This is a genomic window from Candidatus Aquicultor sp. (assembly GCF_054640775.1).
The window spans coordinates 1-10730 of the sequence record NZ_JBTSLF010000094.1 but is presented as its reverse complement, the minus strand read 5'-3'; the positions used below and the strand labels follow the sequence as shown (position 1 = coordinate 10730).

Genomic DNA, 10730 nt, shown 5'->3' with positions numbered 1-10730 from the left:
GGTCAATATCACGCCTATCGCCTTGGCCCCGGCTGAGTGCGCGGCTGATCGGAATAAGACATCTACCGATGGCTTATGGCGGTTTACGGGGGGACCGTCTTTTACATCGACATAGAATCCGCGGCCGTCGCGTTGAAGCAGCATGTGCTTGCCGCCGGGGGCTATAAGGACAGTTCCCCGCTCGACTCTGTCGCCGTTTTCGGCCTCTCTTACATCAAGATCAATCAGGCCGTTTATTCTCTCGGCATAGGCCTTAGTGAAGTAGGGAGGCATGTGCTGAACGATGACTATTCCGGGAGAATCCGCCGGCATGAACCCGAGCAGATCGCTGATAGCGACCGTGCCCCCGGTTGAAGCCCCCAATACGATAATGTTCTCAGCCGCATTACCGCCGTGTGTTGTTTGTCTCTTGATTACTTCGTCGACCGAATAGCGTGGGGGAGCGGCAAGCTTAGTCGGCTTGGTGCGCACATTCGCCCTTACAGCGCCTTTTACCTTTGTGAGGATCTCTTCCTCTATCGTCTCGATGTTTTCAGATATATTAGTCTTTGGCTTGGTGATAAAATCTACCGCGCCAAGCTCTAAGGCGCGTAAGGTTTCAGAGGCGTTACGGTCGGTATGCGAGCTAAGCATGACAACGGGGACAGGGTGGGTCTGCATTATCTTTTCCAGAAATGTTATGCCGTCCATACCCGGCATCTCGACATCCAGCGTAATGACGTCAGGCTTGAATTTTAGTATCTTCCTTTCAGCGAATACCGGGTCGCTGGCGACTTCAACCGCTTCTATCTCGCGGTCGCGTTCCAAAATCTCTTTTACTAATTGCCGGATAACCGCTGAATCATCAACGACCAATACTCTGATATTAGCCACGAGTTCTCCTCTAACTACAAGTAACGATCCGATAAAGGCTGTTAACTAATCTTACGATACAGGCTGTTGCCCAATAGCTTAAACTTGCTCTCACAACCAACCGGTGACTCGGAGTGCCCGAGAAACAAGTATCCGCCCTCTTTCAAGGCGTTATAAAATTGGTTAATAACTTTTATCTTAGTTTTCTCATCAAAATAGATGATAACGTTTCGACAAAATACGATATCAAACTGGCGCTTTGTCGGTAAGCTATCATACACCAGGTTATGCCTGCGAAAAACGATCATACCCTTGAGGGTGTCCTTGGCCATAAACAACCCCTCGTTTTCGCCGACGCCCTTCTTAAAATAGGTTCGCAGGTATTCATTAGATATCGGCGAAACTATCTCCTGTTTGTAGATACCTGCCTTGGATTTATCGAGCATTTCCGTATCAAGGTCGGTGGCAAGTATCTTAACATCCCAGCCGGGCTTATTCTGGAAGAATTCCTTTAGGGTGATGGCTATCGTATACGGCTCTTCACCCGACGAACAGCCGGCGCTCCAAACCCGCAGGTTTAGTTCGCTATGCTTCCTGCCTTCCCCGTAGATATGTGGCAGGGCGGTCTTCTGCATAAAATCGAAATGGTGGCTTTCGCGGTAGAAATCAGTTTTGTTTGTAGTCATACGGTTGATTAAGTGATCGATCTCCTCACAGCCCTTGATATCCTCGGTGACGTATTTATAGTAACCGGCGAAGCTTGTCAGACCCAAGCTGCGAAGACGCTTTGAGAGCCTCGACACGACCAGCATTTTCTTCTGGTCGGAGAGGTTGATCCCCGTCAACTCCTTAATAAGGCTTCTTAAGAGTTCGAACTCCGCATCGCTGATTCTGTATTCTGTTTCTACACGAATTTCCATTAATTCCGCCTGTTTGTATCTCATCTAAACTTAGTGCGAGGTCCTGAGGGGTATTCCTCAGGACCTCGCTGCTTTTGATTATGCCGCGTCAAGCATACCGACCTCAGCCCCCGAGAGGACTCTATCGATATCGAGGAGGATGATGAGCTTTTCATCCTTTCGCCCCATCCCTCGGATCGAATCCGCACTTACACCTGAAGAGAAATCTGGGGTCGGCTGCATCTCTTCTTCTTTGAGGCTTATGACATCCGACACGGAGTCTACAATAGCGCCTATGATCTTCTCTCTGACTTCAAGCACTAAAATGACTGTGAAAGTATCGTAAGCTCTCTCATCCATGCCAAACTTAAGCCTCAAGTCAATAACCGGCACTACAGAGCCACGCAGGTTGATGACCCCTTTGACAAAGGAGGGCATGTTTGGGATTTTTGTAAATCCGGGGTAGCCGATAATCTCCTGTACTTTTAGGATCTCGATGCCGTATTCTTCATCGCCTAAAGTAAATGTGACAAACTGGTCTACTTCTTTTATTGAGATGGCATCGTTCATTTCTGCAAATTTATCCATTTAAACCATCTCCTTTTCCTAGAATTCCTCGAAGTCCTCATGGTCGATATCTTGGTGCATGTCTTCTGCTCCGACCGCTACCTTTAGTTTGGTCTCTTTCCTCGGAAACTCGGTGACGTTACCAAGTTTTGTTTTCTTTGTCTTGCCGCGGACCTCTCCGCCAAGATACTCCTTAGATACCTCAAAAGCCCCCATAAGCCGCTGTAGTCCCTCGGCCCCCATAGCCAAGGACTGGCTTGCAGCGGCACTCTCCTCAACAAGAGCAGCGTTTTGCTGTACCACATCGTCCATCATGGCGATAGCTTTGTTCACCTGATCTATCCCAGCCGCTTGCTCTTGAGCTGCTGCGGATATCTCGGAGACCGTATCAGCTACCTGTTTTACCGAGGAGATGATCTCCATAAGAGTCTTACCGGACTCCTCGACGAGCTTGTTGCCTTTGTCGACTTTTCCGACAGAGTCGTTTATAAGCTCCTGGATCTCTTTAGCGGCTTCGCCAGAGCGCTGGGCTAAGTTTCTTACCTCGCCCGCCACTACCGCAAAGCCTTTACCCTGCTCTCCCGCTCTGGCTGCTTCGACTGCAGCGTTCAGCGCAAGAAGGTTGGTTTGGAATGCTATCTCATTTATTACATTGATGATGTCGGCGATCTTCTTACTGGACTCGGTGACCTCGCCCATGGAGGCCATGGTCTCTTCGACCACTTGCCTGCCGTTTTGGGCGACGCTTGCCGCATCCTGAGCAAGTTTATTTGCCCTACCTGAATTCTCCGCCGTCTGCTTAATCGTTGAGGTCATCTCCTCAATAGTTGAGGCGGTCTCCTCGAGAGCTGAGGCCTGCTCCTGAGTTCTCTGTGAGAGTTCCTGGTTACCGGCCGAGATCTGATCCGCAGCATTGGCGACCGATTCCGACGAGACGATGATGTTGCCTGCCATTACAGAGAGGTTTTCTACCATCTCATCAAGCTCAGTCGCCATCTCGCCGATCTCATCCCCCCTGTGAAGCTCTACCTTCTGGGTTAAGTTCCCCTTGGCGACTACCTTCAGAGCATTAACCACCCTTTGGCTGGCTGCAACAATATTTCGCGACATCAAGAAGGCGATCGTTCCTCCTAACAACACGGCAACAAACACCAGTATAAGCACTATCGTATTTTGCGTTTTCTGCGTGGCTTCAGTTTGAGCCTTATAGTCGCTCTTTGTTGTTTCAATATTATCAACAATGTTACTGTATGTACCGTCTAACTGCGCCATGATAGGAGTGATCTGCTGTTTGTAGATCTTTTGGACATTTGCGCGATGACCTGCAGCTCCCTCAGCCGATATAATGCCTGCAGTCTCATGGAAACTGCGATGCTGAGCCTCCAGCGATTCGATTAGGCGGGCCAGCTCGGGCTCCTCAACCTTAATCGTCTTAAATTCCGACGACTCTATATAGCTGTAGAACCATTTGCCAAAAACACACTCATGTGGATTGGTTGTTAGGGTGAACTTCTCGTTGAGCAAGAGACAGGCTGCTAAATTGTTGAGATATTTCCCATGCTCATCTTGAAATCCCTTCATCTGGGTTTCAAACTCAGAGTGCTTAATTATAGTTTGATTAGCCTTTACAAGATTCGAATTCATCACATAGATAACAACGCTCGTAAGAACAATGAGTGCAATCATTGCCCCAAAAGCAAGGTATAGCTTCTTACTCATATTCATTTTCATTCTTAACATTAATTTCCTACCTCCATTTTCGTTACGGAGACAAGTAAGCTTTGCATCATATTTAATAAAAACTACCCGGTCTCGTGAGCTTTCAGATATTGGATTGCGTTAAGCTAGGGTACGAGCTATGCATGCATTGCATTGCTTTCCTAGCTATAGCTTACATAACTAGCTTGCTTGACCAAGTACCACGACCGACACAATGCTAACCAACAGCATTATCAGTATGAGCTTTTGTGCCAAACAGAGATTTATAATTTTGCTGAACTTGGTCACTCTTGACCTCCGCGCGATGTAGAATCAACGGGTCAATCACTATTAGCAAGTTCTCCAAACATACACTTGAGCTACCGGATGCTCGCAATCACCCGGCTCGCATCCCTGGTGCGAGTTATATGTCTGCGTTTGTCTGTATCAACACCTCCAATGTCGAGCGTTTTTGAACTTGCGTGTTCCTGTATCTTCAAGGAGCCATGCTGAATGGCCCCTGAAGCACCGTCCTATCTCTCTTGCCCGGTCTCACTTAGCTCGCAAGGCTAAGGCCCGGTGATGAATTACTGAACGCTATCTTTTCCAGGCCGTGTATGTCAAGGATCAGGGATACGGTCCCGTCTCCAAGAATAGTCGCTCCGGAAGCGCCATCCACCTGGCGGAAATTCTTCTCCAGGCTTTTGATGACCGCCTGCTGTTGTCCAAGCATCTCGTCGACCAGGATTCCAAATCTGCGCTGGCCGCTCTCGACGATAACAACAAGCGCCTCCGAGGGATCCGTTTTGTCTGTTTCAATACCGAACATCCTGTGAAGGCGAACGAGGGGCAGGTACTCACCCCGGGCATCTATTACCTCACCCTCGCCCTGCACTGTCTTCACCGCGTCGTTTGCAGGGCGGATCGACTCGACAATGGAGAGCAGGGGAATCGTTATAATCTCCTCACCGACCTTAACGTTCATGCCATCGATGATCGCGAGCGTCAAAGGAAGTCTCACTTTAAAGGTAGTGCCCTTGCCGGCCGCTGAGATGATCTCGACAGATCCGCGAAGCTCATCGATGTTCTGCTTAACGACATCGAGGCCGACTCCTCGACCTGAGACTTCGGTAACCTGCTTTGCGGTTGAAAAGCCGGGCATAAATAAAAGCTGGTAAAGGGCTGTCTCGTTGGGAGTATCATCATTTCTTACGAAACCCTTCTCTATGGCTTTCTTGAGAACCGATTTATGGTCGATGCCCCGGCCATCATCGGTTATTTTGATGATAATGTTGCCTTCCTGTTGGTATGCACAAAGCTTAACGGTTGCTTCCTCGGCTTTCCCCGCCTTGGCGCGTTCTTCGGGCAATTCGACACCGTGGTCGATCGCATTCCTGACAAGGTGCTTAAGCGGATCGCTGAGCTGCTCAATAACGTTTTTATCAAGCTCTGTCTCAGTGCCTGACAGTTCAAGGCGGATTAGTTTATGCTGGTCGTTTGCAAGGTCTCTGATAACCCGATGGAAGCGGCTGAAGAGCCCTTCAACCGGCACCATACGCACACGCATAACCTGTTCTTGTAGATCGCGGCTGATTCTCTCCAGGCTTTCTATCGCACCCTGAGCGGATCGTTTGTTGCCGGGAAGCATGCTGCACTGTTGCTGGTTTACACGGGCGACGGCGATAACCATCTCGCCTACGAGGTTAACAAGCTTATCCAACTTATCCGTATCAACCCTGATAGTCGAGGTTTTTTGAATCTCGCGGCTTTTAAGCTGCTTCTCCAAAGCGTTCTGCACATCATGCTCTGAAACCTTCCCGCTTTGGACCAGCAGCTCTCCGATTTTTTGCTGGGATGAGAGGACTTCTTCGACATCCTTTTTGGATACAAGCCCCTTATCCGACAGGATTTCACCGAGCTTCATTTCGGCGATCCTGAGATCAACGTCATCCTTGAAGAAACGCGTGACATCTTCAATCGCTATCTGATTATTATCCTGAACGAACACAAAGACGTTCTGCACCGTAGATTGCAGCTCTCGCGTCTTTATTACCAGGTGCCATTTCAGATAGAGTTTATAGCTATCGATCGTATGGAAATCGGGGGTATCTTTTGTGCTTACTTCTAGCTCAACGATTTCTCCCAAATCCTGTAGCTCGCGAAGGAGCATGAGGGGATCGGTACCTGTCTCGAGGATAGTTTCGGGCAATACCAGCCCGATCTCAAAGTAGGCGAACTTGCTCTCCTCCCGGTTCTCGGGAACCTCTTTCTCCTGGATTGATTCCTGCACCGAAGCTGTCGGCAGAAACTGGCGAAGCATGGTAAGGACAAGCTGGGTTTCGCGTTCGTCGACATCGTCCACGCCTTCAGATGCGGCCCTGATCATTTCTTTCAATAGGTCGACGGCCCTAAGGAGCACGCTGACAAGGTCGTTTGTTACTACAAGCCTGTGTTCCCTGACCAGATCAAGAACGCTTTCCATTGAGTGCGTGAAATCGGAAAGCGCAGTCAGCCCGACTACGCCGGCGCTTCCTTTGATAGTATGGGCTGCTCTAAATATGCGGTTGATAAGCTGATCATCCTCACCGGAATCTTCAAGAGAAACAAGATCGATCTCCAGGTCTTGGATTAACTCTGTTGCTTCAGTTATAAACGTTTCTATTAAACTGTTTTGATCCATGCCAATCTCCCTCCGGCGAGGCAATTAGCCTAGCCTTTAACAAATCAACGTACGAATTTTTTAACCACACCAATAAGCTGATCGTTACTAAAAGGCTTTACGAGCCACCCGGCCGCACCCGCTTCTTTGCCCTCCATCTTCTTCGTGTCCTGCGATTCGGTGGTTAGGATAAGTACTGGGATAAACTTAAAAGAAGGCATCTGCTTGGCTTCCCTAATAAAGGTAATCCCGTCCATATTCGGCATATTGATATCCGATATGATCAACGATACCTGACCGCCTCGCGTCTGAAGCTCTCGCAGCTTTCGCAATGCATCTCTTCCATCGACCGCCTCCTCAACGGCATAGCCGGCCTCTGAAAGAGAGAACTTCACCGATGCCCTAAGAGTCGCAGAGTCGTCAACGATTAAAACGCTTCCCATACATTCCACCTCAAACCTATTTATGCCGCCCTGAACAGCTTCTTGAGGCCCGATAAACCCAGGGCCTCCTCTATTGAGCTGCCGGCGATCAAATCAACATTTCTATTGATCTCTATTAACGATTTTTTAAATGCTATGAGAACTTGAAGCGCCGCCGTATCGATCTCAGTAACGCCCCGCAAATCGAGAACCGAGCAATTACCATCACTAAACAGCTTTGCCAGTTCTTTATGAAACTGTTCGATCGAGCTGATCAAAAGCGCCCCTGAAACTATCGCTTGTCCATCCTGTCCAATCTCTATCTCGAACATCTGCAAGCCCTCCTGGTTTTGGTTTAGAAAAGGATAAGGTCCCCTTCCTGGTTCCCATCCTCAATATCAATATCGTAAAGCCCTTCTGCTATTCGCTTGTGTGCTAAAACAGTGAACTTGTCCACAATACCCTTCAGCCTATCGTCATGGAGTTGCCAGTCGGCTATATTTGCGGCCTGCCGAACGGACATTTTTGCTTTCGCGGCCATCTCGGCAAGCTTTTTCAAGTTATGCCGCAGATTCCTATTCTCTTCTATCAATTTGTTTATGTGGTCGAGGCCCGACACAGATGCCGAAACCAGCTCTGACAACTGAGACATCTCCGCGCATACCGATGCGAACGTCTTCTTGACCTGTTCTTTCGCCCTATGGAAGTTGCTCAAAAGGTCGTCGACATCCATGGCGATCGACTCTAAGTTTGTCTCGATATCTTTTTTATGGTCGCCCATGGTGGCAACCATCGAACTTAAGAATTGGTGATCGGCGATTATGCCTTTATGGGACTCCTTCATCTCGGTAGAGATGTACTCGGCAAGCCCCTCTACTCGCTGGGATAGCTCACCATCTTTAGAAAGACCAGCGCTTCGCGCAACCTCGATCTTGATGGGGATGTTGATTTGATGGAAGTTTGTATGCTTCTTTAACTGCTTGAACTGCTTTTCGAGTACTCCGAGCATTTGCTCAAGGCCGACTGCGGTCGACCACAGCTCTTCCCAACTGTTTGCGGTGTTTTGCATCATGACAGCAGTCTGCATGATGACATCCTCGACCCCTTTAAAGGCCTCATCTATCTCATGCATGGAATCCGCATCCGCAGAGACGGTGACTCCCGCATCGCTCTCGCATGTTGTGACGCCCTGGACCAAGGAGTTTACCATAGCAAACCCTTCTTTTAGCTCTCGTACCGAATCCTCGAGCCTCATGTCGATGTCATCCACTAGTTGGATGCAGAGTAGCGGAACGTTTTCCTGGAACTCGATTGAATCGAGCACCTGCTCTGCCGTAACACCGGCAAGGGATGTGTCATTTAATGCCGATCCTACTTCCGCAGATGCTTCTTCCAACGAGAGGCGCACATGGTCGGTGCATTGCCGCAAAATATCCTGGATTTGCAAGTTATTCATGATTTCCGCGATGGGTTGCCCGGAATCCTTGACCACGTTTATCACACGATTGAGCTGTTCTACAAGCCCTCGGATACTAGCCCTTAGGTGTTCGTATTTCCAGGAAAGGCTTGCGCTGGTTTCCTCAGCATCCGCTTTGCAAGATTTAGCCTGGTTTTCACTTATCTCCTGGAAGAGACTGTATGTTTGGGCCAGGCTCTCGGAGTTCTCAACGATCTCATCTATTAGTAAGATAGCGGAGTTCGCCATCTTCTTTAACTCGGCTGTTATCGGATTTAACGACCGGCCCGCATCTCCTGCTTTAATGGCCACGATGGCCGCGTTAAGCGAGAGCATTTCCATCTCTGCAGAGAAATCCCTGATGCTTTCGATAGAAGCCTTGATATTATCAATGCGCTTCATCATCTCGCTCATCTTCAAGAACGCGTCGCCCTGCTCGTCGGCTACCTTAACGAGAAAGTTTGCCGCTCGGCTCAGCTTACCCAGGTCGCTCTGGGCTTCGCCTGTTTCAGAAACAAGCAATCCGCTTTCTTTGCGGAAATAATCAAGTAGGTAGACCGCCTCGCCTTCAGCACTGTGAAACGCCCGGTTGATATCGGGTAGCTTCTCTCCGATCGCCAAGTAGACCTTCTCAGTTAGATCCTGCACATTGTTAAGGCTTGCGACAATCGAGGTAACCACGACTTTATATTCAGATAACTCACCCTTAAGCAAGTTTGCCGTGTGTGTGGTCAAAACAGTGGTATTTTCTTCATCGATTAAGCAGTTTTCAATCATATTTACCATGCTTCCTTAACTACTACGATTTAAGCTTCTACCTAACCTAACCTGCGATTATGTGTCGAGATACTGTATCGGCCCGGCTTGTCAAACCTTTAGCATTACCGTTTAGCTAGCTATACTCCGTTAGTAGTATCACGATATTGTTTTTTGAGGAGCCTCTATGCAGCATTCAGGAACTCAAGCTCGGCTGCACCAAGAACCTTTTTGATATCGAGGAGAATGATAAGTTTATCATCCTTTCGTCCCATTCCCTCTATGAAATCAACCCGCACACCCGAGGAAAAATCAGGTGCCGGCTGGATTTCGGCTTCGCTGAGACTAATAACATCCGAAACAGCATCAACAATCGCGCCTATTATACGCTCCTGTACTTCAAGGATCAGGATGACGGTAAACGTATCGTAAGGTTTCTCGCTCATGCCGAGTTTAAGCCTCAGATCTATAACCGGGGTCACTGAACCCCGAAGGTTCAGCACTCCCTTGATAAAACGAGGCACGTTAGGGATCCTGGTAAAGCCCCGATACCCTATGATCTCTTGGACTCTCAATATCTCGATTCCGTATTCTTCTTCGCCCAGAATAAAGGCGACAAACTGGTCTCCACCTGCTTTAGCAATAGCCTCACTTACTGCTTCTAGCTTGTTGTCCATTTCTATGTCCCCTTCTAAAAGTCTTCAAAGGTATCTTCAGCATCAAGCTCGAGGCCTTCTGCGCCGGCGGCTTTTGCTTTTGGAGCCCTGGATTCTTTTTGATGGAGCTTTGCGACAGAAGCCAATCTCGAACGCCCGGTCTTTGTATTTTGCTTAGGAGACTGCGCCGGGTTCTTCGTTGGGACCTCTGCATGGCCGTTAAAGGCATACATCAACCGCTGCAGTTCCTCGGCTTCCATGGCCAAAGACTGTGAAGCCGCTGCAGCTTCCTCAACCAGGGTCGCATTTTGCTGTACTACCTCATCCATCATATAGATGGCCTTATTCACCTGGTCAATGCCTGCGGCTTGCTCCTCAGAGGCCGATGATATCTCGGAGATGGTATCCGCCACTTGCTGGATGGAGGAGATAATATCCATCAGGGTCTCGCCGCTCTTTTCAACGAGTTTATTGCCCCTGTCGACTTTATCCACCGAGTCTCTTATAAGCTCCTGGATCTCTTTAGCGGCTTCGGCAGACCTTTGAGCGAGGTTTCTTACCTCTCCCGCTACAACCGCAAAGCCTTTACCCTGCTCTCCCGCTCTGGCTGCTTCTACTGCAGCGTTTAGCGCTAGCAGATTGGTCTGGAATGCGATCTCATTTATTACATTGATGATGTCGGCGATTTTTTTGCTGGACTCGGTGACCTCTCCCATGGAGGCAACGGTCTCTTCGACAACCTGGCCGCCGGTTTGGGCAAGATTT

Annotated in this window: 10 protein-coding genes; all 10 read right to left on the bottom strand. The window is 48.9% G+C overall.

The window, feature by feature from the left end:
- The coding region (cheB, locus tag ACYC56_RS08845) for a chemotaxis-specific protein-glutamate methyltransferase CheB (RefSeq protein WP_461373819.1) at positions 1-873 on the bottom strand (873 nt) is incomplete at its 3' end.
- Between the two features lie 41 nt (positions 874-914).
- The gene (locus tag ACYC56_RS08840) at positions 915-1772 is read right to left on the bottom strand and encodes a CheR family methyltransferase (protein ID WP_461373818.1); all 858 of its coding nucleotides are present in this window, start codon (positions 1770-1772) and stop codon (positions 915-917) included.
- A 78-nt stretch (positions 1773-1850) separates the two neighbouring features.
- The gene (locus ACYC56_RS08835) at positions 1851-2339 is read right to left on the bottom strand and encodes a chemotaxis protein CheW (protein WP_461373817.1); all 489 of its coding nucleotides are present in this window, start codon (positions 2337-2339) and stop codon (positions 1851-1853) included.
- Between the two features lie 18 nt (positions 2340-2357).
- On the bottom strand, positions 2358-4058 hold the full coding sequence (locus ACYC56_RS08830) for a methyl-accepting chemotaxis protein (protein ID WP_461373816.1): 1701 nt from the start codon (positions 4056-4058) through the stop codon (positions 2358-2360).
- A 514-nt stretch (positions 4059-4572) separates the two neighbouring features.
- Positions 4573-6696, bottom strand: a complete 2124-nt coding sequence (locus tag ACYC56_RS08825; protein ID WP_461373815.1) for a chemotaxis protein CheA — start codon at positions 6694-6696, stop codon at positions 4573-4575.
- A gap of 44 nt (positions 6697-6740) precedes the next feature.
- Positions 6741-7118 (bottom strand): response regulator, encoded by a 378-nt coding sequence (locus tag ACYC56_RS08820; protein ID WP_461373814.1) that lies wholly within the window; start codon positions 7116-7118, stop codon positions 6741-6743.
- 20 nt (positions 7119-7138) lie between these two features.
- Complete coding sequence (locus ACYC56_RS08815; RefSeq protein ID WP_461373813.1) at positions 7139-7429, bottom strand: STAS domain-containing protein; 291 nt, start codon at positions 7427-7429, stop codon at positions 7139-7141.
- Between the two features lie 23 nt (positions 7430-7452).
- Positions 7453-9330: a hypothetical protein gene (locus tag ACYC56_RS08810; protein WP_461373812.1), complete on the bottom strand. Its 1878-nt coding sequence runs from the start codon at positions 9328-9330 to the stop codon at positions 7453-7455.
- Positions 9331-9494: 164 nt separating this feature from the next.
- Positions 9495-9986 (bottom strand): chemotaxis protein CheW, encoded by a 492-nt coding sequence (locus ACYC56_RS08805; RefSeq protein ID WP_461373811.1) that lies wholly within the window; start codon positions 9984-9986, stop codon positions 9495-9497.
- A gap of 14 nt (positions 9987-10000) precedes the next feature.
- A partial coding sequence (locus tag ACYC56_RS08800; RefSeq protein ID WP_461373810.1) for a methyl-accepting chemotaxis protein occupies positions 10001-10730 on the bottom strand: 730 nt, incomplete at its 5' end.